The organism is Salmonella sp. 32120201201600049SM (assembly GCF_017572835.1).
Classification (GTDB): Bacteria; Pseudomonadota; Gammaproteobacteria; order Enterobacterales; family Enterobacteriaceae; genus Salmonella; species Salmonella enterica.
In genome coordinates this window covers 253270-278166 of the sequence record NZ_JAGESA010000001.1, presented here as the reverse complement: position 1 = coordinate 278166, position 24897 = coordinate 253270, and the positions used below count along the sequence as shown (strand labels likewise).

Here is a 24897-nt window from a genome sequence, read left to right as displayed (position 1 = left end):
TTATCCTGCCTTTATTTAAACTGTTTAAGGAAACGCAGATCGTTTTCGAAGAATGAACGCAGGTCGGTGACGCCGTAACGCAACATGGTCAGACGTTCCATCCCCATACCAAAAGCGAAGCCAGAATAGATTTCCGGATCGATACCGACATTACGCAGCACATTCGGATGCACCATCCCGCAGCCCAGCACCTCCAGCCATTTACCGTTTTTACCCATCACATCCACTTCCGCAGAAGGTTCGGTAAACGGAAAATAAGAAGGACGGAAGCGAATCTGCAGATCCTCCTCAAAGAAATTACGCAGGAAGTCGTGCAGCGTACCTTTGAGGTTGGTGAAGCTGATGTTGGTATCAACAATCAGACCTTCCATCTGATGGAACATCGGAGTATGCGTCTGGTCGTAGTCATTACGGTATACACGGCCCGGCGCAATAATACGGATCGGCGGTTGCTGCGCTTTCATCGTCCGGATCTGGACGCCAGACGTCTGGGTCCGCAGCAGACGGGTCGCGTCAAACCAGAAGGTATCATGATCGGCGCGGGCCGGGTGATGACCCGGAATGTTTAACGCGTCGAAGTTATGGTAGTCATCTTCGATTTCCGGGCCAGTCGCCACGGTAAAACCAAGCTCACCGAAGAAACTTTCAATACGGTCAATGGTACGCGTGACCGGATGCAGACCGCCGTTCTCAATACGGCGCCCCGGCAGGGAGATATCGATGGTTTCAGCGGCCAGACGGGCGTTAAGCGCTGCGCTTTCCAGCTCGGCTTTACGCGCGTTAAGCGCCTGTTGTACCTGCTCTTTCGCGGCGTTAATGACTGCCCCGGCTGCCGGACGCTCTTCCGGCGGCAGATCGCGTAGGGTCGTCATCTGAAGGGTTAAATGCCCTTTCTTGCCCAAATATTCGACGCGTACATTGTCTAACGCGGCAACATCTGACGCCTGGTTAATGGCGGCCGCTGCATTGGCAACCAGCTCTGCGAGATGTGACATGGTTTTCCTCATTGTGTCGGTGAAGACACCGGTTCATTGGACGTAATCTCTCGATTTCAGATACAAAAAAAGCCTCCATCAGGAGGCTTTTTTGCGCTGTTTTTCGTTTCGTTTTTCACGCGCTAGCCTCCTGGGATCAGGTGCTAAAGTAAAAAAAGAAACGGAAAATAGCAGCGTTCATGCTTGCGTTACCTTATGTGGTAAAACCAAATATCCTTTATTGAAAAGGGTTACAGGTCAATTGTCAACTCACTGAACAGTAAATAAAAGAGAGGGAGCCAGGCTCCCTCTTTTCACTGGCTTATGCCAGAGCTGCTTTCGCTTTTTCAACCAGCGCGGTGAACGCGACTTTGTCGAATACGGCGATATCAGCCAGGATCTTACGGTCGATTTCAACAGAGGCTTTTTTCAGGCCGTTGATGAATTTGCTGTAAGAAATACCGTTCTGACGTGCTGCTGCGTTGATACGCGCAATCCACAGTTGACGGAACTGACGCTTACGTTGACGACGGTCACGGTAAGCATACTGACCAGCTTTGATAACTGCCTGGAAGGCAACGCGGTATACGCGAGAACGCGCACCGTAGTAGCCTTTGGCTTGTTTCAAAATTTTCTTGTGACGTGCGCGTGCAATTACACCACGTTTTACGCGAGCCATATGTGCTCTCCTGTATCTATTCTAATTAAAAAGTTAAAAACGTTAACGGCTTATGCGTACGGCAGGCACGCGATAACCAGGCCCAGATCGCCTTTAGAAACCATGGCTTTCGGACGCAGGTGACGTTTACGTTTAGTCGCTTTTTTGGTCAGAATGTGACGCAGGTTAGCGTGCTTGTGCTTAAAACCACCTTTACCGGTTTTTTTGAAGCGCTTAGCAGCACCGCGTACGGTCTTAATTTTTGGCATTTTAATAACTTCCACTTCGCATTGTTAATAAACGAAACATAGGCGAACAAAACCTGTGAAGCCCGAAGGCTTCACAGAATTGTTACTTGAAGGCCTTACTGTTTCTTCTTAGGAGCAAGCACCATGATCATCTGACGGCCTTCGATCTTCGTTGGGAAGGATTCGACCACTGCCAGTTCTTGCAAATCGTCTTTCACGCGATTAAGCACTTCCATACCGATTTGCTGGTGGGCCATTTCACGACCGCGGAAACGCAGCGTGATTTTGGCCTTATCGCCCTCTTCGAGAAAGCGAATCAGGCTGCGGAGTTTTACCTGATAGTCGCCTTCATCTGTCCCAGGACGGAATTTAATTTCCTTCACCTGGATAACTTTTTGCTTTTTCTTCTGTTCCTTAGAAGACTTACTCTTTTCATAGAGGAATTTGCCGTAATCCATTATACGACAAACCGGCGGCTCGGCGTTAGGGCTGATTTCGACTAAGTCTACTCCGGCTTCTTCAGCTTTTTCCAGAGCTTCTCTCAGACTCACAATACCAAGCTGCTCGCCTTCCAGACCTGTTAAGCGAACTTCTTGCGCGCGAATTTCGCTATTAATACGATTCGGACGCGCCGTTTGAACTCGTTTTCCGCCTTTAATACTTTATTCCTCCAGTTGTTGAAGACTGCGGCTGCGAATCTCTTGTTGCAGCTTCTCAATCACGTCATTTACGTCCAGGCTGCCCAGGTCTTTACCGCGGCGGGTGCGAACGGCAACTTTGCCTGCTTCCACCTCTTTATCACCACAGACCAACATATAAGGGACACGACGTAAAGTGTGCTCGCGGATTTTAAAGCCAATCTTCTCATTTCTCAAGTCTGCTTTTACACGAATGCCCGCATTTTGTAGTTTCTGCGTCAATTCGTTAACGTATTCAGACTGCGAATCGGTAATATTCATCACGACTACCTGAACAGGCGCGAGCCATGTCGGGAAGAAACCAGCGAACTCTTCGGTCAGGATACCGATGAAGCGCTCCATCGACCCAAGAATCGCACGGTGAATCATTACCGGCACCTTACGCTCGTTGTCTTCGCCTACATAGGAGGCGCTCAGACGAGACGGTAAGGAGAAGTCCAGCTGTACTGTACCGCACTGCCATGCACGATCGAGGCAGTCATATAAGGTAAATTCAATTTTCGGACCGTAGAATGCGCCTTCACCCAGTTGATACTCAAACGGGATATTATTTTCTTCCAGCGCAACCGCCAGATCCGCCTCAGCACGATCCCACATCTCATCGCTGCCGATACGCTTGTCAGGACGAGTGGAAAGCTTGACGACGATCTTCTCGAAGCCAAAGGTGCTGTACATATCGTAGACCATACGAATACAAGCGTTAACTTCATCGCGGATCTGCTCTTCGGTGCAGAAGATATGCGCATCATCCTGCGTAAAGCCGCGTACGCGCATCAGACCATGCAGCGCGCCTGATGGCTCGTTACGGTGGCAGCTACCGAATTCCGCCATACGCAGCGGCAAATCACGATAGGATTTCAGACCCTGGTTAAAGATCTGAACGTGGCCCGGGCAGTTCATCGGCTTGATGCAATATTCGCGGTTTTCTGAAGATGTGGTGAACATCGCATCTTTATAGTTGTCCCAGTGCCCGGTTTTTTCCCACAGCACACGGTCCATCATGAACGGGCCTTTAACTTCTTGATACTGGTACTCTTTGAGTTTAGAACGAACAAAGACCTCCAGCTCGCGGAAGATAGTCCAGCCGTCGTTATGCCAGAACACCATGCCCGGCGCTTCTTCCTGCATATGATACAGGTCGAGCTGCTTACCAATTTTACGGTGGTCGCGTTTTGCGGCCTCTTCCAGGCGCTGCAGATAAGCGTTCAGGGCTTTTTTATCTGCCCATGCCGTACCGTAAATACGCTGCAACATCTTATTATTGCTGTCACCGCGCCAGTATGCGCCGGCAGTTTTCATCAGTTTAAAGTGATGGCAGAAACGCATATTCGGCACGTGCGGACCACGACACATGTCGACATATTCTTCATGATGGTACAAGCCTGGCTTGTCATCATGAGCGATATTTTCATCAAGAATGGAAACTTTGTAGCTTTCACCACGCTTCACGAAGGTTTCACGCGCTTCGTGCCAGCTGACTTTCTTCTTGATAACGTCGTAATTTTTCTCGGCGAGCTCATGCATCCGCTTTTCGAGCGCTTCGACATCTTCCTGAGTTAGCGTGCGGTCAAGATCAACGTCATAGTAAAAACCGTTGTCGACAACCGGGCCGATCGCCATTTTCGTGTGCGGCCAAAGTTGCTTGATTGCGTGACCTAACAGATGCGCGCAAGAGTGACGAATGATCTCCAGACCCTCTTCATCTTTTGCGGTGATGATGGAAAGCGTCGCATCATTTTCAATCAGATCGGAAGCATCAACCAGCTCGCCATTCACACGGCCCGCAATGGTGGCTTTCGCCAGGCCAGGACCAATGTCCAGAGCAACATCCATCGGGCTTACAGGGTGGTCATAATGGCGTTGGCTGCCATCAGGAAGAGTAATAACAGGCATGTTATATCCTTATTTGCAGTGGTGACCCATACGCAAGATCACATACAAAGAGAAAATGAATTTATTGACAGTGAGTTGTGTATCCATCTAGCCAACCATTGCTAAATTGGCGCACAACCTTCGACACAGACGAAAATCGCTATTTTCGTCCGGCATGACGATGGTAACACTAAAAAAAGGGAGATTGCATCACTCTGTAGCAAATCAAGGCTCTTGACAGAGTTTCTCCGTTATCTTTCTACGCGCCGTATAGCGCTTCTCATCGACAACCTAACTTCTGCGCCAGACTCCCCTTTGTCGTTTTCACCTCGCTGGCTACCGCTTCAGGCAAGGCAGACCACAGCGTCAGCACTGGCTTCGTTTTATGTTCGATAGCCTCCACGGTAACCTGATAGTCGCAAAAATTCGCCGAACGGGGTGTATTCTGATCCATAATAAACGCAGCGTAATTTCCTTCACTTTTTGACGGCGCCGTTCCGGTGAATAAAACCTTCCAGTACCCGCTGGGAATTTCTACCGTCGCATCTTCTGGCAATGTGGCGATATGCCGCTCAAAAAGGGGGCCGGTCACTACGTGCACTACAGATACATCAGCCTGTTTGGCAAGTTCGCGCACCCGGTTTTCCAGTGCAGCCCATGCTCCCTGATTCAGGGCGGATTTCTGCGGAGTAATATTTGATAAATAATTTAACGACGGCCAGTCCGATACGCCGCCCAATCCTGCCAACGGGGCCTGGTGTCCCCTGTCGACTTTTAATAGCGTATGGGCATTTTTATAGGCCGAAGGGGCCAACGTATCCGAGGGCGGTAAATCGGGGTCCTGCGCCCAGTTCCGCGGGCGACCGCTTGCCTGGCTGGTCTTTGTCACGCTATAGGCAACCCAGTTGGCAAATTTCGTGGCGCTATTATTATTGAGCGTATAGACATGGCGATAGATTGTTTGTTGACTTCCTCCTTGAGGACAGCCAACGCTACAGTTATCAGGTTGCTGAACGAGTACGTTACGATGGGGTAACTCGGGTGCCGATGTTGTATCCTGGGGAGGATACGATGTAGTACATGCGCTTAATAATACTACGGGCAGTAATTTTAGCAGATTAATGGTTTTATTCATTTTTTCTTTCTTAATAATAACTGCCCTAATAATTCAGGTAGCAATAATTTGGTTATATTACCCTGCCAGCCGTTAGATGCGCTCATCATTAAAGACAACACTATCACGGTAAAAATTAATAACAGATAAACATCGAAGCCATCATAGAAAATGAGCTCAAAAGAATACAACGTGATATTCATATTGATACCAAAAAACATCGTATTATATGCATAATCGTGAAGCCAATAATTTCTCGCACTCAGATAGCGAATGAAAAATGGATATTCAATAATATCTGGCGCATGTTTTTTAACACCATTTTTCAACATTAAGGCAACGTATCCTCTCAATGACTCGCTGCTGGCAGGAGTTTAGTTATATTTAAAGGTTTAATAGGCACTGCGCATCATGCTGCTGTGCTTATTACTTTGTAAAAATAAGAGTATTCACTTTCATATTCAGGGGTAAAAAGTGAACAAATACAGCTATTGCGCAACGATGATTGCCGCCATACTCAGTACGACCACAATGGCCAATGCCAGTAGCCTTGCTATTTCAGTGGCGAATGATGATGCAGGTATATTTCAACCATCCTTAAATGCCCTTTATGGGCACCCGGCTGCAGACCGGGGTGATTATACTGCCGGGCTCTTTTTAGGCTACAGCCACGATCTCACTGACGCCAGTCAACTCTCTTTTCATATCGCGCAAGATATTTATTCTCCATCAGGTGCCAATAAGAGAAAGCCTGAAGCCGTCAAAGGCGACCGCGCGTTCAGCGCCTTTCTTCATACCGGACTGGAGTGGAATTCATTAGCCACCAATTGGTTACGTTATCGTTTAGGTACCGATATCGGCGTTATTGGTCCTGACGCAGGCGGTCAGGAGGTTCAGAATCGGGCGCATCGAATAATAGGCGCAGAAAAATACCCTGCCTGGCAGGATCAAATTGAAAACCGTTATGGTTATACGGCAAAAGGAATGGTCTCCCTTACGCCAGCTATTGATATTCTGGGTGTCAATGTGGGCTTCTATCCAGAAGTCTCTGCTGTCGGCGGCAATCTCTTCCAGTATTTAGGGTACGGCGCAACCGTTGCGCTGGGAAATGATAAGACCTTTAACTCTGATAATGGGTTTGGGTTACTGTCCCGCCGAGGATTAATACACACTCAAAAAGAGGGATTGATCTATAAGGTATTTGCTGGCGTTGAGCGCAGGGAAGTTGATAAAAACTACACGTTACAGGGGAAAACGCTGCAAACAAAAATGGAAACGGTGGATATTAATAAAACCGTGGATGAATATCGCGTCGGTGCTACCATCGGCTATTCTCCCGTCGCATTCTCTCTTTCTTTAAACAAAGTCACGTCGGAATTTCGCACCGGAGACGACTATTCTTATATCAACGGCGACATCACCTTCTTCTTCTGAGGCGTCACCACAGAATAACCGGGTTACGTAACGTAACCCGGCGCAATATTACATCTTATAGCCCAGCGTTACCGTAGTGCGACGATCGGTATGTTCCGGCGCTGATTCAGGCGGCTGCGAGTTCCACGTTAAATTATACCCCACCTTTAGACCAAAATGTTCGTTAATGGCGACATTGAGGGCTGTTTCCGAATTTAGTGTGGTGTCTTCTGCGCCAAATACTGACACCCCCTGTGTAAACTTAGCATTGTCAGTTAACTGCCAGGCATAGCTGCCGGAAGCATAACCCAACGGCTGCGTTTCAGTGGTATCGTCCGTATGTTCGTCATAGCGAACCCCTGGACCGAATTCAAAACGGAAGCTGTGCACTGGACCATTAAGGAACTGCCGCCCGTAACCGGCGGTCAGTACGTCGCGCTGACGATAACCGTTGAAACGGTCTGTCAGCCAACTGGCCTGGCCAAAGGTATAATCATAATCCGTCATATTAAAACGGTTACGCGCGCCTACCGCATATTTTTCTGAAGAGCGTTCATCATTAGAGGAGGTATTGCTGGCATTGCCCCATAATGACCAGGCGGTACGTTGTCCATACCAGGTCATCGCCGTGTCAGCCGTTAAGGAAGAACTTTTAGTATTGCCTGACTGAGCAAGGTAGCCCGCATTCAGATTACCTTCAAAAGGTTTTTTCGCGGTGGAGGGATCATCCATGACAGTAAAAACGGAATCATCGGCGGCGGCATACAGAGACGCGAACACGCCACCCGCCAGCATAACTACAGCGGGTACTGCCTTCAAAAGCTTCATTTATATAGAGTCCGTACAACTAAAAAAGAGACCACGACGGTCCCGGAAACTTTCATAGGGATCAATGACAAACGCCCCTGGAAAGGTAGCGAATTATAAGAAGCCCCGAATAACATAGCAATCAATTACTATTTCATTTTTTGAATAAGAACCCTCCCGAAGCATTCATTTATTTATATAACTTTACATCGCACTTCTTTAAATAAAGATCCGGAAAATCATATTGTTAATTCCTTCACTTTCCGGGGATTAAGTGCCAGACTGAAATCAGCCTAACAGGAGGTAACGATGGTACGTATCTATACGTTGACGCTTGCGCCCTCTCTCGATAGCGCAACAATCACGCCGCAAATTTATCCCGAAGGTAAACTGCGGTGCTCCGCGCCGGTATTCGAACCCGGCGGCGGGGGTATTAATGTCGCTCGCGCCATTGCGCATCTTGGCGGCACCGCGACCGCAATTTTCCCGGCTGGCGGCGCTACCGGCGAACATCTTGTCGCACTACTGGCTGACGAAAATGTCCCCGTGTCTACCGTCGATGCGAAGGACTGGACGCGTCAGAACCTGCACGTCCACGTCGAGTCCAGCGGCGAACAGTATCGTTTTGTTATGCCCGGCGCCACGCTGGACGATGACGAATTTCGCCAGCTTGAAGAACAGGTACTGGAAATTGAATCCGGGGCAATTCTGGTTATCAGCGGCAGCCTTCCGCCCGGCGTTAAGGTCGAGAAACTCACGCAACTGATTTCCGCCGCGCAGAAGCAAGGCATTCGCTGCATTATTGATAGCTCTGGCGACGCGCTCACCGCCGCGCTGGCGCTTGGCGATATCGAACTGGTGAAACCGAACCTGAAAGAATTGAGCGCGTTGGTTAATCGCGATCTGACGCAGCCTGATGATGTGCGTAAAGCGGCCCAGGAATTAGTGCAAAGCGGCAAGGCTCGCCGGGTAGTGGTCTCTCTGGGGCCGCAAGGGGCGCTGGGCATAGACAGTGAGAATTGCATCCAGGTTGTTCCTCCCCCGGTGAAAAGTCAAAGTACTGTCGGCGCAGGCGACAGTATGGTAGGCGCGATGACGTTAAAACTGGCGCAAGACGCGTCGCTGGAAGAGATGGTGCGCTTCGGTGTGGCGGCAGGCAGCGCTGCTACGCTCAATCAAGGTACGCGTCTGTGTTCTCGTGACGATACCCAAAAAATATACGCCTATCTTTCCGCGCAATAATCGTTTCCCCCTCGCCGAGGGGGATACCGGAAAATCGGTTAACGGGCGGCGCATCCGCCGCTGTTAAAAACACAGTTGCTCCCAACGAGGTGAACGATGGCCAGTGGCGATATTACCCGTTATGTTATTACCGTAACCTTCCATGAAGATTCCCTGACCGAGATTAACGAACTCAATAACCATCTGACGCGTAGCGGTTTTTTGCTGACATTAACGGACGATGAAGGGAATGTGCATGAGCTCGGCACCAATACGTTTGGCTTTGTTAGCGCTCAGAGCGCTGATGAAATCAAAGCGCTTGTCGCCGGACTTGCGAAAAGCGCGTTAGATAAGGATGTCGACATTACCGTGGCGACCTGGGAGGCGTGGAGTAAAAACGCACAATAAGTGCCATTCCCGCCGCGGCGCGTCCGCGATGTGCGTTAGTTCGTATTTTTTAACCGCATTTTTGCGCTAACCTTATGATCTGGCAGACAACGTGGGGAGAGACATTATGTGGCAAGCTATCAGTCGTCTTTTAAGCGAGCAAGTCGGTGAAGGCGAAATCGAACTGCGTAATGAACTGCCAGGCGGAGAAGTTCATGCCGCATGGCATTTACGTTATGCAGGCCATGATTTTTTCGTGAAGTGCGATGAACGAGAAATGCTCCGCGGTTTTACCGCAGAAGCCGATCAGCTGGAGCTGCTCTCCCGCAGTAAAACCGTTGTTGTGCCTAAGGTATGGGCGGTAGGTTCGGATCGGGATTACAGCTTTTTAGTCATGGACTACCTCTCGCCCCGCCCGCTGGATGCCCATAATGCGTTTATTCTTGGGCAACAGCTGGCGCGCCTGCACCAATGGAGCGACCAACCTCAATTCGGCCTCGATTTTGATAACGCGCTCTCTACCACGCCGCAGCCGAATACCTGGCAACGCCGTTGGTCGACTTTTTTCGCCGAACAGCGCATTGGCTGGCAGCTTGAACTCGCTGCGGAAAAAGGCATTACTTTTGGTAATATTGACGCCATTGTTGAACATGTTCAGCAACGTCTGGCGTCGCATCAACCGCAGCCTTCTCTTTTGCATGGCGATCTATGGTCGGCGAACTGCGCGCTTGGCCCTGACGGCCCCTATATCTTCGATCCAGCCTGCTATTGGGGCGACAGAGAATGCGATCTGGCGATGCTACCGCTGCATACCGATCAGCCACCGCAGATTTATGATGGCTATCAGTCCGTTTCGCCGCTACCGCTGGATTTTCTCGACAGGCAGCCGATTTACCAGCTCTACACCCTGCTTAATCGGGCAAGGCTGTTTGGCGGTCAGCACCTGGCCACTGCGCAAAAAGCGATGGATCGGCTGCTTGCGGTATAGGTACAGCCCATGCCGGATACGCGCTATCCGGCATTTTTCAGTTTACATGAAACCTAACAAGGAAAAGAAAAAGTAGCCGAGCACGATAATAATGACCGGCAAAATATAGAGCGGGAAAAACTGTAAAAAGATGGTATGGTGCGGCACCACGATACGTGACTCTATCTGCTCACGCGTTAGTCCTTCCGCGCCTTTTGCTTTTTCCAGGATCAACTGATCTTCCACGCCTTCACGCAAAAAACGTGACTGGCGGCTCATTCTGGCGCCGGAATCCTGCATCGCCAGCCCGACAAAAATCAGAATAAAAATGAGCCAGAAACCGATATTCAGGCTTCCCTGAAAATTCGGCGTCGGCGAGTTGAACCAAAAAACATTCAGAAACGGCGTATTCACGCGCATCATGTCTATCATTACGTGGGTAAAATCCAGCATTACCGCATTTATCCCCTCCTGCTTTTCACTGTGCGCATACATAAATTTAAGGACTGAGATGAGCGTGGAAAGCAGTGCCGGAATAAAAATAACCCACCCAACAACTCTTTTTAGGATTGCAATGCGTCCAGCTTGTTGATACGTCATGAGTTCCCCTTGATAAAGACGCGTCGTTTTGGCCTAAGTCTACCTGTTGATTCCCGTTTTCGCCTGATCTTTAAGGGCGATATACTAAGAACATGGTCATAATGAACGCTTAATTCGTTATTTTTTAATCTCAACAGGAGAGGTTGTGATGTCAACCCCACGTCAAATTCTTGCTGCAATTTTCGATATGGATGGACTACTGATCGATTCCGAACCGCTCTGGGATCGCGCTGAACTGGACGTGATGGCAAGTTTAGGCGTAGATATTACTCGGCGCCATGAGCTGCCAGACACGCTTGGGCTACGCATTGATATGGTTGTCGATCTCTGGTTTGCGCAGCAACCGTGGAGCGGCCCCGATCGCCAGGAAGTGACAAACCGTGTTATTGCCCGCGCGATTACGCTTATCGAAGAGACGCGCCCTCTTTTGCCGGGTGTGCGCGAAGCTGTGGCGCTGTGTAAAGCGCAGGGGCTATTAGTGGGGCTTGCCTCGGCATCGCCGCTGCATATGCTGGAAAAAGTGCTCACCATGTTCGAACTGCGCGACAGTTTTGACGCGCTGGCTTCTGCAGAAAAATTGCCCTACAGCAAACCGCACCCGCAGGTCTATCTGGATTGTGCGGCCAAATTAGGCGTTGATCCATTAACCTGCGTGGCGCTGGAAGATTCGGTGAATGGTTTAATCGCGGCAAAGGCGGCGCGAATGCGCGCCATTGTGGTGCCAGCAGAAGAAAACCAGCATGATCCGCGCTTTGCGCTGGCGAATGTCAAACTTAACTCACTGACAGAGCTGACGGCGGCGCATCTACTCGGTTAAGATGTTTCCGAAACAAAGTCAACGGGCAATTAGCCGCTGAGCCAGACGGCAAGCGGCTTTGACAGAGACAAAGAGTTACAACGTCACCACTTCCGCCTACTGTATAAAAACCCTATACTGTATGAATTGACAGTTTAATGGGTTTTATCATGACGGCGGAAGGACACCTTCTTTTTTCTATAGCCAGCGCGGTTTTCGCCAAGAATGCCGAGTTAACGCCCGTCCTTGCGCACGGCGACTGGTGGCATATTATTCCTTCGGCTATTTTGACCTGTCTGCTGCCGGATATCGACCACCCCAAATCTTTTCTTGGTCAGCGCCTGAAATGGGTATCAAAACCAATCGCCCGCGCGTTCGGTCACCGGGGGTTTACCCATAGTCTGCTGGCGGTCTTTGCCCTACTGGCGACCTTTTATCTCAAGGTACCGGATACGTGGATTATCCCGGCGGATGCGCTGCAAGGCATGGTACTTGGCTATTTAAGCCATATCGTCGCGGATATGCTCACCCCCGCAGGCGTTCCCTTACTGTGGCCGTGCCGCTGGCGTTTCCGCCTGCCTATTCTGGCGCCGCGCAAAGGCAATCAGCTGGAGCGATTTTTATGTATGGCGTTGTTTGCCTGGGCGGTGTGGATGCCGCAGTCCATGCCGGAAAACAACGTCATACGCTGGTCTTCGCAGATGATCACTATCCTGCAAATGCAGTTCAATCGTTTTATAAATCACCAGATTGATTAGTAAATCAACGCCAAAGTCATTTTTGGTATAAACCATTCCATTTGAATATAAGAGCCAGTTCACAGTTCTGCTAATCTTGCGCGAACAGAATCGCTAAAACACAGCGCTTCATAATAAAAAAATCAGGAGAACGGGGATGAATTTTCCATTAATTGCGAACATTGCGGTGTTCGTCATTCTGCTGTTTGTACTGGCGCAGGCCCGTCATAAACAGTGGAGTCTGGCTAAAAAAGTACTTGTCGGCCTTGTGATGGGCGTGGTCTTTGGTCTGGCCCTGCACACCATTTATGGCGCTGACAGTCAGGTGTTAAAAGACTCCATTCAGTGGTTCAATATTGTCGGCAACGGCTATGTGCAATTGCTACAAATGATTGTGATGCCGCTGGTATTCGCCTCTATTTTAAGCGCCGTGGCACGACTGCATAACGCCTCTCAATTGGGGAAAATCAGTTTTCTGACTATCGGCACGCTGCTGTTTACTACCCTTATCGCAGCGCTGGTGGGCGTGCTGGTCACCAATCTGTTCGGACTGACGGCGGAAGGTCTGGTTCAGGGCGGCGCGGAAACCGCGCGTCTGAATGCCATTGAGACGAGCTATGTCGGCAAAGTGGCCGATCTCAGCGTGCCGCAACTGGTGCTGTCTTTTGTACCGAAAAATCCGTTTGCGGATCTGACTGGCGCAAATCCTACGTCTATTATCAGCGTGGTGATTTTCGCCGCATTCCTGGGCGTGGCCGCGCTTAAACTGCTGAAAGATGATGCGCCAAAAGGCGAGCGTGTGCTTGTTGCTATCGATACCCTGCAAAGCTGGGTGATGAAGCTGGTGCGTCTGGTGATGCAACTTACGCCTTACGGCGTACTGGCGCTGATGACGAAAGTGGTTGCCGGCTCTAATCTGCAGGACATCATTAAGCTTGGAAGCTTCGTGGTAGCGTCATATCTTGGTCTGGCGATAATGTTTGTGGTTCACGGCATACTATTGGGCGTGAACGGGATTAGCCCGCTGAAATATTTCCGCAAGGTGTGGCCGGTGCTGACATTTGCCTTTACCAGCCGTTCCAGCGCCGCCTCCATTCCACTTAATGTCGAAGCGCAAACCCGCCGCCTGGGCGTGCCGGAGTCCATCGCCAGCTTTGCTGCCTCTTTTGGCGCGACCATCGGCCAAAACGGTTGTGCCGGTCTTTATCCTGCGATGTTGGCGGTAATGGTTGCGCCGACGGTCGGCATCAACCCCTTAGACCCCGTATGGATAGCCACGCTGGTGGGTATCGTTACCGTAAGTTCGGCGGGTGTTGCCGGCGTTGGCGGCGGCGCGACCTTCGCCGCGCTGATTGTGCTGCCTGCCATGGGCTTACCGGTCACGCTGGTCGCGCTGTTAATCTCCGTCGAACCGTTGATTGATATGGGCCGTACCGCACTGAACGTGAGCGGCTCAATGACCGCGGGTACGCTGACCAGCCAGTGGCTGAAGCAGACCGATAAAACCATTCTCGATAGCGAAGAAGACGCTGAACTGGCGCATCGATAATACATTATCGGGCGTTCACATCGTCAGAGACACGACGATCAGCAACTCAAAATGTCTGTCACTAAAAACGCCGGTCTCCAGTACCGGCGTTTTGTTTTTTTCTTAGTCAGCGATTTCGTTTTCCTGGCGAACCTGATTCGCCCAACGTTGCGCCGATTCTGGCACGCTAAAGGCGGGCGACCGTTGAAATGACTCCCCCGTCAGAACAAAGGCAACATATTTACCGCGCAGTATCCAGACGTCGCGAAACGTATCCATTTTTATCGCATGTTCCGGCGGCGCGGGTTCAACACGCGGAATATAGCTAATAATCTGGCGATTTTGCTGGCGAAGAGGTTTCATCATTAATGCTTCACTAAAAGAGGCTAAGGCTAAAAATCAGAAAAACACTATTTTAGCCGATCTTCGCCCCCGACGTCCTGTTCCGCGCGTGCGATTTCCCTGTTATACCCTGTCTGCTGTTCCGCTCTCCCCCGGCATAATTGCTGAAATGTTCTATAGTTAGAGTGATTTTGACTACTACCACGCCCATTTCAGTGATGAAAGCAGGAGACGAGTTCAATGTCGCATAATGAGAAATCCCCCCATCAGTCCCCCGTGCATGATACCCGTGAATCACAGCCCGGCCTGGACTCCCTGGCGCCGTCAGACGGTTCACATCGCCCCACGCCAGAACCGACGCCGCCGGGCGCGCAACCAACGGCCCCCGGCAGCTTAAAAGCGCCCGAGACCGCGAATGATAAGCTCACCGCCCTCGACGCCTTTCGTAAAGGCAGCGAAAATTATGCGCTGACCACCAATCAGGGCGTGCGCATCGCCGACGATCAAAATTCTCTTCGCGCCGGCAGCCGTGGCCCTACGCTGTTGGAAGATTTTATCCTGCGCGAAAAAATTACCCACTTTGACCATGAGCGTATCCCGGAGAGGATCGTTCACGCCCGCGGATCTGCAGCGCACGGCTATTTCCAGCCATATAAAGACCTGAGCGACATCACGAAAGCCGCGTTTCTGTGCGATCCACAGAAAATTACCCCGGTCTTTGTTCGCTTTTCGACAGTACAGGGCGGCGCGGGATCTGCTGATACCGTACGTGATATCCGCGGTTTTGCGACCAAATTTTATACCGAAGAGGGAATTTTCGATCTCGTCGGTAATAACACGCCGATCTTTTTTATCCAGGATGCGCATAAGTTTCCGGATTTTGTGCACGCCGTTAAGCCCGAACCTCATTGGGCTATTCCGCAAGGACAGAGCGCGCACGACACCTTCTGGGACTATGTTTCCTTACAGCCAGAGACGCTGCACAACGTCATGTGGGCAATGTCGGATCGCGGCATTCCACGCAGTTATCGGACGATGGAAGGGTTCGGCATTCACACCTTCCGTCTGATCAATGCACAAGGGAAAGCGACCTTTGTCCGTTTCCACTGGAAACCGTTGGCAGGTAAAGCCTCGCTGGTATGGGATGAGTCACAAAAACTGACCGGTCGCGATCCGGATTTTCACCGCCGGGATCTGTGGGAGGCCATCGAAGCGGGCGATTTCCCGGAATACGAGCTGGGCCTACAACTCATTGCCGAAGAGGATGAATTTAAATTCGATTTTGATCTGCTCGATCCGACCAAACTGATTCCGGAAGAGTTGGTGCCAGTACAACGCGTCGGCAAAATGGTGTTAAACCGTAATCCGGATAACTTTTTCGCTGAAAACGAACAGGCGGCATTTCATCCAGGACATATTGTTCCCGGCATTGATTTTACCAACGATCCGCTGTTACAGGGGCGTCTGTTCTCTTATACCGACACGCAAATCAGTCGTCTGGGCGGGCCAAACTTCCACGAAATTCCGATTAACCGCCCTACCTGCCCCTACCATAACTTCCAGCGTGACGGTATGCACCGGATGGATATCGACACCAATCCGGCGAACTATGAACCGAACTCCATTAATGACAACTGGCCGCGCGAAACGCCGCCAGCGCCAAAACGCGGCGGCTTCGAATCATACCAGGAACGGGTGGATGGCAATAAAATCCGCGAACGCAGCCCTTCTTTTGGTGAATATTACTCGCATCCTCGCCTGTTCTGGCTCAGTCAGACGCCGATAGAGCAGCAGCATATTATTGACGCGTTCAGCTTTGAGCTGGGTAAAGTCGCCCGCGCGTATATTCGGGAGCGGGTGGTCGATCAGTTAGCGCATATTGATGTCACGCTGGCTCAGGGCGTCGCGCATAATCTCGGTTTTGCACTCACCCATGAGCAAACGCAAATTGCCCCGCCTCCTGATGTCAACGGTCTGAAAAAAGATCCGGCGCTCAGCCTGTATGCGGTGCCGGACGGCGATGTTAAAGGCCGAGTGGTCGCTATTCTGCTGAACGACAAGGTTAACGCCGCCGAACTGTTGACCATTTTGCAGGCTTTAAAAGCCAAAGGCGTCCACGCAAAACTGCTCTATTCACGGATGGGTGAAGTAACGGCTGATGACGGTTCAACATTAACTATTGCGGCAACCTTTGCCGGCGCGCCGTCGCTAACGGTCGATGCGGTAATAGTACCGTGCGGCAATATTGCCGATATCGAGAGTTGCGGCGATGCCCGTTACTACCTTCTGGAAGCCTACAAACATCTGAAGCCCATCGCACTGGCAGGCGACGCCCGACGGTTTAAGGCGCTTTTAAACATTGATAGCCAGGGGGAAGAAGGACTTGTTGAGGCAGATAACGTTGACCACCACTTTATGGACACTCTGCTGACGCTGATGGCGGCACACCGTGTCTGGTCGCGTGCGGGGAAAATTAACGCGATTCCTGCATAAACGGCAAAAAATGCGGCGCATTCTTGCGCCGCAAACTCAGGAGCTAAATATCAAGAAAACTGCCAGGACGATATCCACGTTCCGCAATCGCTGCCTTGAGTGACGCAGACGTCAACACCTCCAGTTCAGTTAAGCGGGGGTAACAATAGGCGCTCTGGCGAATAATGTTATCCACAAACGCCGGATGACACATCACCTCCAGAGAGGCTTCTCCTCGATGCGCCGAGGCATCCAGAATGCGTAAAAAGCACGCTTCGGTGATCTCCTCGCCGTAAAATTCACTACTAAATCCTTGAGTGCTGCGCAAATCCGACGGCAGATCGTCTGCGTTCAACACCGTCTGGCGGTCAATACGTAACGCAATCCCGCGCTGCGCCGCAAAGCGGGCGACGATGGGGAAAATTTGCGGGAACATATGCACATGATGGTGACTGTCGAGATGCGTTGGCTCGCGGCCAAATACGTCGATGAAACGCTGATACTGACACGCCAGTTCATGCGCAATTTCATCCAGCGGAAGCGTATCCTCCTCCGCCATTTGCCAGATCCATTTCCCCAACAGGCCGTCTCGCGTCAGGCCCGGCATCTCTGACACCGGTTTGCCTAACGTCAAAACAAAATGCATTCCCACCCCAAGCGCAGGCAGCTCGCGGCTAAGCTGCGCCGCATGGTCAATAGCCTCGCCATTGACCAGCGCCGTCGTGGAGGTCACAACGCCGTTGCGATATGCTTCAACAATGCCGTAATTTTGCCCTTTACTCAGGCCAAAATCATCGGCATTCACAATCAACACGCGTTCCATAGCCTACCTCTGTCAGTGGTGCTTACCTTTCAGCGCTTCGATGCAAGCGGCAAAATTAGGCAGCCATTTTTCATGCGCCAGAATGAGCTCACGCGCCAGGACTTCTGCGTCGCGGTCGGAATGCACCAGCGGACTCAGGTTAAGCGCCAGCAGCACATCATTAAAGTTTCCGCTCAGCGCCGCATTGCTGGCCGCGACCTCAAATCCTTTAATAGTGTGGATAAGCCCCAGCACTTTTTCGTCAAAACGGGTGATACGCGGGTGCGGCGTCGCGCCATTGCGTCCCAGAATGCAGGTCATTTCCACCGCCCAGTCCGCCGGGATATTCTCGACATGCCCATGATGTGGAATATTAACGTAATGCTCAGTCTGCTTGTCATTATAAATAGCGTTAATGACTTCACAAGCGGCATCGGAATAATAAGCGCCGCCGCGTTGCTCAAGCTCTTTCGGCTTCACGTTTAGCTCAGGATTTTTGTACAAGTCGAAGAGTTGTTTCTCCACTTTTTGTACGACCTGAGCGCGCGCGCCGCCTTTGTAATATTCGCCCATTTCAATCGCCAGCATCTCTTTTTGCTTGAAGTAATACAACAAATAAGAGCACGGCAGCATGTTCAGCGAGCGAATCAATCCTTCACTAAACGGCAGATCAAAGATATTTTTTACGGTTGACGCTTTCAACTGACCGGACGCCACGCCATCCAGTAATTCTGCGAGCCGTGAGGTGCCATTCACCAGCACATCTTTAATAAAGACCATATGGTTTAGACCAAACAGGTCAATGGAAAGATCGTCAGTCTCATTCAGCGCCAGCACGTCATGAATAAACATTTTCATGCCGACAGGAATATTACATACGCCAATGAACTTTTTAAAGTTGGTATGACGATAAACCGCTTCCGTCACCATCCCTGCCGGATTAGTAAAGTTAATGACCCACGCATTCGGACATAATTCTTCAACATCTTTAATGATGTCAAAAATAACCGGAATGGTACGCAACCCTTTAAATAAACCGCCAGCGCCGTTGGTTTCTTGCCCCAGATAGCCGTGACTAAGCGGGATACGCTCGTCCAGTTCACGGGCTTTGAGTTGACCAACGCGTAGCTGGGTAGTAACAAAATTAGCGTCTTTCAGCGCTTCCCGGCGATCCAGCGTTTTATACAATTTTAGCGGAACGCCTGCTTTATCAATCATTCGCTGGCAGAGATCATAAATAATGCCCAGCTTCTCTTTCCCGTCTTCAACGTCAACCAGCCATAATTCGGTGACAGGTAATTCATGGTAGCGTTTAATAAAGCCTTCAAGTAATTCAGGGGTGTAGCTACTCCCGCCACCAATAGTGACGACTTTTAATTTCTGGCTCATAATATCTCCCTTCAGTGTATGGCACTGATATGTATTACGCTATGCCCGCTCGTAAGAAATAGCGTGACGTTCCCCGCGCTATTGGGGCAAGCGTGAAATGTAATTAATCGAGCAATGCAAACCGTTACTCATTAATTTCCGTCAATCGCTTCCGATAACTATTCGGCGTAAATGAGGTCATCTTCTTAAACGTTTTAATAAACAGACTTGGACTGCTATACCCGGCTTCATAAGCAATATCCGTAACCGAATAGTTGGTCATTTCCAACTGTTTCTTGGCAAAATTAATGCGAATCTCATTAATGATTTGCATCGGCGTTTTGCTGTAATAACGTCGGGTGGCGCGCGTCAGATACTCCTGGGATTTTGCCGACAGGCGCACCATATTTTCCAGCGCATGTTCGCCAAACTGCGTTTTATCATGCATTATCTCCACGGTTGCTTTCAGCCATTGTGGAATATCATCATAAACCTGCTCTTCGCGGTAATGGCGTAAGCGGTTTATAATATAAAATGTCACCACTTCGATAAATTCGTCGAGCCCATTGCCGCGAAAATTCAACGACGCAATCACCGTTTCAATATAGGTAAGGAAGGTGCTATTCGCCCTGTATACCTGCGATGCCACAAAACAAAACGGCAGTAACGGAAGATAATGCTGTTCAAAAAAACGTTTACTAATTCCTACGTTCAGAATACGCGTTGCGCCAAACTCATAGAAACTTTGGTGATTCGACCCCACCGGGATAAAAACAAAATCTCCACGTTCCAGCAGCACACGCTTCCCGTTAATCTCCTGGTAATAACGTCCGGTTAATACCAGGGTAAATTCATAGTAGTCGTGCTGATGCAGCCCGGTGACGCTTTCCGTCTTGTTATAGATAAACACATGGAAATTTTTGCCATTGAAGAGCTGCTGCTCATAAACCGTTTTGATTTCCGTTGCGTTAACCTGTAGCTGCATCATCCGCCCCCTGTTATTTCAGTTTCTCATGGAGCTCAATCAACTCGGCGATCAGTTCACGAGCCAGCATTGATGTCATCAAATGATCCTGAGCGTGAACCAGGACCAGACTGACTTTCATTTTGCCTTCGCCCTGATCGCCTTCGATGAGTTTTGTCTGCACAAGATGCGCTTCATTGAGCGCTATGCGCGACTGGTCCATCATCGCTTTCGCCGCCTCAAAATCACCTTCTTTCGCTTTTCTGAGCGCGCCATATGCCAGGCTGCGCGCCTGACCAGAATTGATGATAAGCCCCATAACGACTTCTTCGAGTTCCTCAGTCGCTGTCTGGTTATCTACAACATTTTCAAGATCAAACATAGTCTTTCCTCTGATTCAGCCCGGCATGGCATCCCATGCCGACGCGGAGTTTAGAATTTCAGTGCGTTAGCGATATCTTCTTCGCTTTCTTCCTGCTCGATGGCGTTCTGCGCTTTGTTAGCCACCACCACGAAGGGGAGATAAATCAGGGTAGCGACTGCCAGGTTAAATAGCGCAACCAGCAACGCGGCGACACTGCCGTTGGTGTTAAAGAACGCCCCCAGCCCGGTTGGCATGGTCCACGGCGCAATATTGGTAATCGGCGGAATAATACCCAAATAGTAAGCCACCAGCGTAATCGCCGCCAGAATCGGCTGAACCAGAATGAAGGGGATAAACATCACTGGGTTCATAATAATCGGCAGGCCAAACAGGATGGGTTCGTTAATCTGGAAGATACCTGACGGCAGCGCCAGTTTTGCCACCTGGCGATAGTCCGCGCGACGGGATGCCAGGAAGATAGCGATGATCAGACCCAGCGTTGCGCCGCTACCACCGAGGAAGATATAAGAATCCAGCATCGGTTTCGCCCAGATATGGAACGTTTTACCGGCTTCCAGCGCCGCATCGACGGAGCCATACTGCTGGTAAATAGAGATGTTTTCCAGCGCCCAGGGCGTCATGATGCCGCTATCCAGCGCGGTCAGCGCCAGCGAACCATGAATACCAAAGAACCACAGCAGCGGTACAAAAATGACATATGCCCACCCTACCACGCTACCCAGCGATGCCAGCGGCGTAGAGATAGTGTCCATAATAATCTGATGGAAGTTAGAACCGTAATTAGACAGCGCCCAAGCAATAATCCCCATAATAGAGAGAATAATAAAGCCGGGAATTAATGCTGAGAATGAACGAGACACCGAAGCCGGTACGCTGTCCGGTAGCTTAATCACCCAGTTGCGCCGGACAATAAATGTAAACATCTCCGCGACCACCAGGCCAATAATAATACCGGAGATAATATTTGCACCACCCAGCCAGTTAGCGCCTACGGCATAGGCCTCGCCGACACTATACGGCGTTACGGTCATAAATGCCGCCACGGAGAGCAGTCCGGCGGCCAGCGCATCAACCTTGCGCTCTTCCGCCAGCGCCATGCCGATAAAAAATGGCGCCATGAGCGACATAATGCCCAATGTGCCGTTATAGACGTTCCCGCCGATGCCTTTCAATCCATTAAGAGTTTCAATGGTTGAGGCATCAAGCCGAATGCCCATGGAATAAAAAAACGACCCCTCCCCAAAGCTCAGGAAAACGTTATTAATTAATACAAACATCGCCCCCGCAAGGGTTAATGGCATTAAACGAATAAAGCCGTTCTTGATTGCATTAACGTGTGGCTGCTTTCCTATTTTTACAGCAAAAGGAAGGAGTACCTTTTCAAGTGAAGCAATAACGTTACTCATAGAAAAATACCCTTAAATACCGCAATAAAATATTGCGGTTAGTGTATGAAATAACTCTTTGACGGGAAAAATTAAAAAATAATTAATTCGCGGCGGCTTTTTTAATTGCCGCTACCGCAGCTTTAAGCACGCCTAAGCCATCTACCTTGCCGTACAACATTGAATCAATGACTTCTACCGGTTTACCGGGTAATAAACGCTGAATTTCGGGGAGCATATAAGCAATTTGCGGGCCTAATAACACGACGTCCGCTGCCGGGCCTTTTTCACCGGCCAGGGTTTCAGGGAATGCTTCAATAATCACCGGCACTTCATATTTTTCAGCCTGAGCGCGCATTTTTGATACCAGTAACGATGTTGACATGCCCGCAGAACAAAACAGATAAATGTGTTTCTTTTCCATAAAAACCTTCCTCATGTGCGATTATCTGTCAACCAGATACGCCGCAAGCCTCAACCTGCATCCATACTCTGGGCGACTTGCGTAACCGGATTTACTTTTTTAGGTGGATGAAATGAGTATACGGGATCAGACCGCCGGATGGTATTTCCTTGACCCACTAAATTGTCTCTCATTGACCTAGCGTTATGACCCCCTTCACATTTCGGGCAAATAATTCGCGATAATAAATAAGGTTATGGCAGGCACAAAAAAACCGGCTCGCAGGCCGGTTTCCTTGAATGTTCAGGCAATGTACAGTTGTTACTGCTTCGGCGCCTGTGGGTCAGTGTCGTACTCCGCACAGGTCTGGTAGCCGGAGTTAATCACGTGCCCGGTATCATCCAGCGCAACAAAGTAGGTTTCCGCTTTACCATCACGTTGACCCAGGATGTAGGTCTGACAGGTACCGCGCGCATGAGTCATGCTCACTTCAGATGACGGTTTGCCCGCAATCTGCGCAACTTGCGCCCTGCTCATTCCTTTTTTAACATCTTTAACGACAGGCTCAACAAATTGGTCTTTTGTACGATCATACGCCGTACAGCCTGCCAGCATAGTCATTACCGCCGCTGCGCTTAAAATTCCTGCTACGTTCTTGTTCATTTTCCGTCCTCTTGTTTATCAGCGTGTTATGTAAGCCTGGAATACATCAGAATATTTTTCAAGCCGCGACCCGCCACAAAAAGTCTTTCGGAAAATTCTCTAACGCAGCGACATGTTGTTTTAAACACCGCTTAGCCCGCCAAACCTTGTTGTTTCAGCGGCGAAGGGTTAGCTTTAACAGGGTAAAGATTCATTTTTTTAATGTCGAAGGGGGTTAAATGACTCTGCAGCAAGAGATAATCCAGGCGCTTGGCGCGAAACCGCATATCAACCCTGAAGAAGAAATTCGCCGCAGCGTGGATTTTCTTAAAGCGTACCTGAAAACCTATCCCTTTTTGAAATCGCTGGTGTTAGGCATCAGCGGCGGGCAGGATTCGACGCTGGCCGGGAAACTCAGCCAGATGGCTATCGCCGAATTGCGAGAAGAGACCGGTGATAATGCGCTGCAGTTTATCGCCGTTCGTCTGCCTTATGGCGTACAGGCCGATGAACAGGATTGCCAGGACGCCATTGCTTTTATTCAGCCGGACAGAGTACTCACCGTCAATATTAAAGGCGCCGTCCTCGCCAGCGAACAGGCGCTGCGCGAAGCGGGAATTGAGCTGAGCGATTTTGTTCGCGGCAATGAAAAAGCGCGTGAGCGAATGAAAGCGCAATATAGCATCGCCGGTATGACTCACGGCGTCGTGGTGGGCACCGACCATGCGGCGGAAGCGATAACCGGGTTCTTCACCAAATATGGCGACGGCGGTACCGATATTAACCCGCTTCATCGCCTTAACAAACGCCAGGGCAAACAGCTTCTCGCAGCGCTGGGCTGTCCTGAGCATCTGTATAAAAAAGTCCCCACCGCCGATTTGGAAGACGACCGCCCTTCACTGCCTGATGAAGCCGCGCTGGGCGTAACATATGACAATATTGACGATTACCTGGAAGGCAAAACGCTGGACTCCGCCATCGCTAAAACTATCGAAGGCTGGTATGTAAAAACTGAACATAAGCGCCGTTTACCGATTACGGTATTCGACGACTTTTGGAAAAGGTAAGCGTACTTCTACTGTTGTGCCGGATATCGCTCGTCTATCCGGCCTCCTCTCTTCCCAGCCTCTTTTTTAATCACCCATCCGCTGTTATACTGGATGAATAACCAGTTAACGGAGATCACTGTGGTACGGCGTCAATCAGCCCCCCGCCTTGAGTTTGAAGCGGCGGCCATTTACGAATATCCAGAACATTTACGTCCTTTCCTCAGCGAATTGCCAGCCTTACCGGGCGTCTATGTATTTCATAGCGAAAGCGATACGCTGCCGCTTTATATCGGTAAAAGCGTGAATATTCGCAGCCGGGTGCTTTCACATCTGCGAACGCCTGACGAGGCCACTATGCTGCGACAGGCGCGGCGGATAAGCTGGATCTGCACCGCTGGGGAAATGGGCGCGTTGCTGCTGGAGGCACGGCTGATCAAAGAACAACAGCCGCTGTTTAACAAGCGGTTACGTCGTAATCGCCAGCTTTGCTCGCTACAGTTGAGCGAACAAAAGATTGAGGTCGTTTCCGCCCGCAGCGTCGATTTTTCCCATGAGCCAAACCTGTTTGGCCTCTTCGCCAACCGTCGGGCGGCGCTGCAAAGCTTACAGAACCTCGCCGATGAACAAAAATTGTGTTATGGCCTGCTGGGGCTTGAACCGGTAAGCCGTGGGCGCGCCTGTTTTCGTTTCGCGCTGAAGCGCTGCGCTGGCGCGTGTTGTGGGCAAGAAACCCCGCAGGCGCATTTTCTTCGTCTGCAGGCCTCGCTGGAACGGTTACGTGTGGTTTGCTGGCCCTGGAAAGGCGCTATCGCGTTAAAAGAGAGCCGCCCACAAATGACCCAGTTCCACATTATCAACAATTGGTTATGGCTGGGGGCGGTACCCTCGCTGGATGAGGCCGCCACCCTGGTGCGCACACCTGCGGGTTTTGATCAGGACGGCTATAAGATTCTCTGTAAACCGTTAATGTCAGGTCAATATGAGATCATTGAACTGCACACCGACTGTCGCCAGTCATAAAGAAAACCGCCGATCCTGTCCACCTCAACGATTGTGTTGTCGACA

General features: G+C 50.3%; 28 protein-coding genes and 1 other annotated feature. Of the genes, 10 read left to right on the top strand and 18 right to left on the bottom strand.

Going from position 1 to position 24897, the window contains the following annotated elements:
• Positions 1-11 precede the first annotated feature (11 nt).
• The 8 genes from pheS to J4650_RS01380 all read right to left on the bottom strand — a co-directional run bounded on the left by pheS (position 12) and on the right by J4650_RS01380 (position 5896).
• Entirely contained in the window at positions 12-995 is a 984-nt protein-coding gene (pheS, locus tag J4650_RS01415) for a phenylalanine--tRNA ligase subunit alpha (protein WP_000018570.1), read from the bottom strand.
• Positions 996-1057: 62 nt separating this feature from the next.
• Positions 1058-1181: a sequence feature (Phe leader region), on the bottom strand.
• Positions 1132-1176 (bottom strand): pheST operon leader peptide PheM, encoded by a 45-nt coding sequence (gene pheM / locus J4650_RS01410; RefSeq protein WP_001386830.1) that lies wholly within the window; start codon positions 1174-1176, stop codon positions 1132-1134. (Overlaps the previous feature by 45 nt.)
• Before the next feature lie 115 nt (positions 1182-1296).
• A complete protein-coding gene (gene rplT / locus J4650_RS01405) occupies positions 1297-1653 on the bottom strand; it encodes a 50S ribosomal protein L20 (RefSeq protein ID WP_000124850.1) in 357 nt (118 codons plus the stop codon).
• 50 nt (positions 1654-1703) lie between these two features.
• A complete protein-coding gene (rpmI, locus tag J4650_RS01400) occupies positions 1704-1901 on the bottom strand; it encodes a 50S ribosomal protein L35 (protein WP_001124225.1) in 198 nt (65 codons plus the stop codon).
• Between the two features lie 95 nt (positions 1902-1996).
• Positions 1997-2539: a translation initiation factor IF-3 gene (gene infC, locus J4650_RS01395; RefSeq protein ID WP_001574431.1), complete on the bottom strand. Its 543-nt coding sequence runs from the start codon at positions 2537-2539 to the stop codon at positions 1997-1999.
• Positions 2540-2542: 3 nt separating this feature from the next.
• Entirely contained in the window at positions 2543-4471 is a 1929-nt protein-coding gene (thrS, locus tag J4650_RS01390; protein ID WP_001144226.1) for a threonine--tRNA ligase, read from the bottom strand.
• A 259-nt stretch (positions 4472-4730) separates the two neighbouring features.
• Positions 4731-5585, bottom strand: a complete 855-nt coding sequence (locus J4650_RS01385) for a DNA/RNA non-specific endonuclease (RefSeq protein WP_001044093.1) — start codon at positions 5583-5585, stop codon at positions 4731-4733.
• Complete coding sequence (locus J4650_RS01380; RefSeq protein ID WP_000916617.1) at positions 5582-5896, bottom strand: hypothetical protein; 315 nt, start codon at positions 5894-5896, stop codon at positions 5582-5584. Before J4650_RS01380 ends, J4650_RS01385 begins: the two co-directional genes overlap by 4 nt.
• 142 nt (positions 5897-6038) lie before the next feature.
• Here J4650_RS01380 and J4650_RS01375 point away from each other — a divergent pair, with 142 nt between their 5' ends.
• A complete protein-coding gene (locus J4650_RS01375; RefSeq protein WP_001046438.1) occupies positions 6039-6998 on the top strand; it encodes a lipid A deacylase LpxR family protein in 960 nt (319 codons plus the stop codon).
• A gap of 48 nt (positions 6999-7046) precedes the next feature.
• Here J4650_RS01375 and J4650_RS01370 read toward each other — a convergent pair whose 3' ends face one another.
• Positions 7047-7805: a YdiY family protein gene (locus J4650_RS01370; protein ID WP_000770981.1), complete on the bottom strand. Its 759-nt coding sequence runs from the start codon at positions 7803-7805 to the stop codon at positions 7047-7049.
• Between the two features lie 288 nt (positions 7806-8093).
• Here J4650_RS01370 and pfkB point away from each other — a divergent pair, with 288 nt between their 5' ends.
• The 3 genes from pfkB to J4650_RS01355 all read left to right on the top strand — a co-directional run bounded on the left by pfkB (position 8094) and on the right by J4650_RS01355 (position 10380).
• Positions 8094-9026 carry a 6-phosphofructokinase II gene (gene pfkB, locus J4650_RS01365; protein ID WP_000251707.1) on the top strand — a complete coding sequence of 311 codons (933 nt, stop codon included), beginning with the start codon at positions 8094-8096 and terminating at the stop codon, positions 9024-9026.
• Between the two features lie 96 nt (positions 9027-9122).
• Entirely contained in the window at positions 9123-9413 is a 291-nt protein-coding gene (gene ghoS, locus J4650_RS01360; RefSeq protein ID WP_000146133.1) for a type V toxin-antitoxin system endoribonuclease antitoxin GhoS, read from the top strand.
• Positions 9414-9519: 106 nt separating this feature from the next.
• Positions 9520-10380, top strand: a complete 861-nt coding sequence (locus J4650_RS01355; protein WP_000267686.1) for a fructosamine kinase family protein — start codon at positions 9520-9522, stop codon at positions 10378-10380.
• Positions 10381-10422: 42 nt separating this feature from the next.
• Here J4650_RS01355 and J4650_RS01350 read toward each other — a convergent pair whose 3' ends face one another.
• On the bottom strand, positions 10423-10959 hold the full coding sequence (locus J4650_RS01350) for a YniB family protein (RefSeq protein WP_023993752.1): 537 nt from the start codon (positions 10957-10959) through the stop codon (positions 10423-10425).
• A gap of 148 nt (positions 10960-11107) precedes the next feature.
• Between J4650_RS01350 and hxpB the strand changes: the two genes are divergently transcribed.
• From hxpB to tcyP, 3 genes are all read left to right on the top strand, one after another.
• On the top strand, positions 11108-11776 hold the full coding sequence (gene hxpB / locus J4650_RS01345; protein WP_000106854.1) for a hexitol phosphatase HxpB: 669 nt from the start codon (positions 11108-11110) through the stop codon (positions 11774-11776).
• Positions 11777-11913: 137 nt separating this feature from the next.
• Positions 11914-12513 (top strand): metal-dependent hydrolase, encoded by a 600-nt coding sequence (locus J4650_RS01340; RefSeq protein ID WP_000505804.1) that lies wholly within the window; start codon positions 11914-11916, stop codon positions 12511-12513.
• A gap of 136 nt (positions 12514-12649) precedes the next feature.
• Entirely contained in the window at positions 12650-14041 is a 1392-nt protein-coding gene (tcyP, locus tag J4650_RS01335; RefSeq protein WP_001010662.1) for a cystine/sulfocysteine:cation symporter, read from the top strand.
• A gap of 102 nt (positions 14042-14143) precedes the next feature.
• Here tcyP and cedA read toward each other — a convergent pair whose 3' ends face one another.
• Positions 14144-14386 (bottom strand): cell division activator CedA, encoded by a 243-nt coding sequence (gene cedA / locus J4650_RS01330; protein ID WP_000977510.1) that lies wholly within the window; start codon positions 14384-14386, stop codon positions 14144-14146.
• Positions 14387-14602: 216 nt separating this feature from the next.
• Between cedA and katE the strand changes: the two genes are divergently transcribed.
• The gene (katE, locus tag J4650_RS01325) at positions 14603-16855 is read left to right on the top strand and encodes a catalase HPII (RefSeq protein ID WP_000019105.1); all 2253 of its coding nucleotides are present in this window, start codon (positions 14603-14605) and stop codon (positions 16853-16855) included.
• Between the two features lie 43 nt (positions 16856-16898).
• On the opposite strand, the gene chbG is transcribed toward katE, so the two are convergent.
• The 7 genes from chbG to osmE all read right to left on the bottom strand — a co-directional run bounded on the left by chbG (position 16899) and on the right by osmE (position 22804).
• Positions 16899-17657: a chitin disaccharide deacetylase gene (gene chbG, locus J4650_RS01320; protein WP_000442730.1), complete on the bottom strand. Its 759-nt coding sequence runs from the start codon at positions 17655-17657 to the stop codon at positions 16899-16901.
• 12 nt (positions 17658-17669) lie between these two features.
• On the bottom strand, positions 17670-19025 hold the full coding sequence (locus J4650_RS01315; protein WP_208231558.1) for a 6-phospho-beta-glucosidase: 1356 nt from the start codon (positions 19023-19025) through the stop codon (positions 17670-17672).
• Between the two features lie 124 nt (positions 19026-19149).
• Positions 19150-19992 (bottom strand): transcriptional regulator ChbR, encoded by an 843-nt coding sequence (chbR, locus tag J4650_RS01310; protein WP_000983393.1) that lies wholly within the window; start codon positions 19990-19992, stop codon positions 19150-19152.
• Between the two features lie 10 nt (positions 19993-20002).
• The gene (gene chbA, locus J4650_RS01305; RefSeq protein WP_001580338.1) at positions 20003-20350 is read right to left on the bottom strand and encodes a PTS N,N'-diacetylchitobiose transporter subunit IIA; all 348 of its coding nucleotides are present in this window, start codon (positions 20348-20350) and stop codon (positions 20003-20005) included.
• Between the two features lie 50 nt (positions 20351-20400).
• Positions 20401-21759: a PTS N,N'-diacetylchitobiose transporter subunit IIC gene (gene chbC, locus J4650_RS01300; RefSeq protein ID WP_000073063.1), complete on the bottom strand. Its 1359-nt coding sequence runs from the start codon at positions 21757-21759 to the stop codon at positions 20401-20403.
• 82 nt (positions 21760-21841) lie between these two features.
• Positions 21842-22162, bottom strand: coding sequence for a PTS N,N'-diacetylchitobiose transporter subunit IIB (gene chbB, locus J4650_RS01295; RefSeq protein ID WP_000412161.1), 321 nt, complete (start codon positions 22160-22162; stop codon positions 21842-21844).
• Between the two features lie 300 nt (positions 22163-22462).
• Complete coding sequence (gene osmE / locus J4650_RS01290; RefSeq protein ID WP_023993751.1) at positions 22463-22804, bottom strand: osmotically-inducible lipoprotein OsmE; 342 nt, start codon at positions 22802-22804, stop codon at positions 22463-22465.
• Positions 22805-23022: 218 nt separating this feature from the next.
• Between osmE and nadE the strand changes: the two genes are divergently transcribed.
• Both nadE and cho read left to right on the top strand, forming a co-directional pair.
• On the top strand, positions 23023-23850 hold the full coding sequence (nadE, locus tag J4650_RS01285) for an ammonia-dependent NAD(+) synthetase (RefSeq protein ID WP_000174983.1): 828 nt from the start codon (positions 23023-23025) through the stop codon (positions 23848-23850).
• A 120-nt stretch (positions 23851-23970) separates the two neighbouring features.
• Positions 23971-24852: an excinuclease Cho gene (cho, locus tag J4650_RS01280; RefSeq protein WP_001747715.1), complete on the top strand. Its 882-nt coding sequence runs from the start codon at positions 23971-23973 to the stop codon at positions 24850-24852.
• Positions 24853-24897: the final 45 nt, after the last annotated feature.

Bases quoted from the DNA above. Each gene is read 5' to 3' on its own strand.
- pheS (WP_000018570.1), bottom strand. From the start codon at position 995: ATGTCACATCTCGCAGAGCTGGTTGCCAATGCAGCGGCCGCCATTAAC.
- rplT (WP_000124850.1), bottom strand. From the start codon at position 1,653: ATGGCTCGCGTAAAACGTGGTGTAATTGCACGCGCACGTCACAAGAAA.
- rpmI (WP_001124225.1), bottom strand. From the start codon at position 1,901: ATGCCAAAAATTAAGACCGTACGCGGTGCTGCTAAGCGCTTCAAAAAA.
- thrS (WP_001144226.1), bottom strand. From the start codon at position 4,471: ATGCCTGTTATTACTCTTCCTGATGGCAGCCAACGCCATTATGACCAC.
- J4650_RS01385 (WP_001044093.1), bottom strand. From the start codon at position 5,585: ATGAATAAAACCATTAATCTGCTAAAATTACTGCCCGTAGTATTATTA.
- J4650_RS01380 (WP_000916617.1), bottom strand. From the start codon at position 5,896: ATGTTGAAAAATGGTGTTAAAAAACATGCGCCAGATATTATTGAATAT.
- J4650_RS01370 (WP_000770981.1), bottom strand. From the start codon at position 7,805: ATGAAGCTTTTGAAGGCAGTACCCGCTGTAGTTATGCTGGCGGGTGGC.
- pfkB (WP_000251707.1), top strand. From the start codon at position 8,094: ATGGTACGTATCTATACGTTGACGCTTGCGCCCTCTCTCGATAGCGCA.
- ghoS (WP_000146133.1), top strand. From the start codon at position 9,123: ATGGCCAGTGGCGATATTACCCGTTATGTTATTACCGTAACCTTCCAT.
- J4650_RS01355 (WP_000267686.1), top strand. From the start codon at position 9,520: ATGTGGCAAGCTATCAGTCGTCTTTTAAGCGAGCAAGTCGGTGAAGGC.
- J4650_RS01350 (WP_023993752.1), bottom strand. From the start codon at position 10,959: ATGACGTATCAACAAGCTGGACGCATTGCAATCCTAAAAAGAGTTGTT.
- hxpB (WP_000106854.1), top strand. From the start codon at position 11,108: ATGTCAACCCCACGTCAAATTCTTGCTGCAATTTTCGATATGGATGGA.
- J4650_RS01340 (WP_000505804.1), top strand. From the start codon at position 11,914: ATGGGTTTTATCATGACGGCGGAAGGACACCTTCTTTTTTCTATAGCC.
- tcyP (WP_001010662.1), top strand. From the start codon at position 12,650: ATGAATTTTCCATTAATTGCGAACATTGCGGTGTTCGTCATTCTGCTG.
- cedA (WP_000977510.1), bottom strand. From the start codon at position 14,386: ATGATGAAACCTCTTCGCCAGCAAAATCGCCAGATTATTAGCTATATT.
- katE (WP_000019105.1), top strand. From the start codon at position 14,603: ATGTCGCATAATGAGAAATCCCCCCATCAGTCCCCCGTGCATGATACC.
- chbG (WP_000442730.1), bottom strand. From the start codon at position 17,657: ATGGAACGCGTGTTGATTGTGAATGCCGATGATTTTGGCCTGAGTAAA.
- J4650_RS01315 (WP_208231558.1), bottom strand. From the start codon at position 19,025: ATGAGCCAGAAATTAAAAGTCGTCACTATTGGTGGCGGGAGTAGCTAC.
- chbR (WP_000983393.1), bottom strand. From the start codon at position 19,992: ATGATGCAGCTACAGGTTAACGCAACGGAAATCAAAACGGTTTATGAG.
- chbA (WP_001580338.1), bottom strand. From the start codon at position 20,350: ATGTTTGATCTTGAAAATGTTGTAGATAACCAGACAGCGACTGAGGAA.
- chbC (WP_000073063.1), bottom strand. From the start codon at position 21,759: ATGAGTAACGTTATTGCTTCACTTGAAAAGGTACTCCTTCCTTTTGCT.
- chbB (WP_000412161.1), bottom strand. From the start codon at position 22,162: ATGGAAAAGAAACACATTTATCTGTTTTGTTCTGCGGGCATGTCAACA.
- osmE (WP_023993751.1), bottom strand. From the start codon at position 22,804: ATGAACAAGAACGTAGCAGGAATTTTAAGCGCAGCGGCGGTAATGACT.
- nadE (WP_000174983.1), top strand. From the start codon at position 23,023: ATGACTCTGCAGCAAGAGATAATCCAGGCGCTTGGCGCGAAACCGCAT.